Origin of the sequence: Bacteroides caecigallinarum, from assembly GCF_016901995.1 — a bacterium.
GTDB classification, from domain to species: domain Bacteria; phylum Bacteroidota; class Bacteroidia; order Bacteroidales; family Bacteroidaceae; genus Phocaeicola; species Phocaeicola cellulolyticus.
In genome coordinates this window covers 1-219 of record NZ_JACJLE010000243.1, presented here as the reverse complement: position 1 = coordinate 219, position 219 = coordinate 1, and the positions used below count along the sequence as shown (strand labels likewise).

Sequence of the window (219 nt, the reverse complement as noted above, 5' to 3'; positions counted from 1 at the left end):
TTGGGCACGCGATGTGTAGGATAGGTCGGAGGCAATGAATCGGGCACGCCAGTGTTCGTGGAGCCGCTGTTGAAATACGACCCTTCGTTTGTTTGAGTTCTAACTTCAGGAAAGAAGGACATTGCTTGGTGGGTAGTTTGACTGGGGTGGTCGCCTCCAAAAGCGTAACGGAGGCTTCTAAAGGTACCCTCAGGCCGATCGGTAACCGGCCCAAGAGTG

General features: G+C 53.9%; 1 rRNA gene. It reads left to right on the top strand.

The window, feature by feature from the left end:
* Positions 1–219, top strand: a 23S ribosomal RNA gene (locus H6A61_RS15815); the annotation flags it as partial.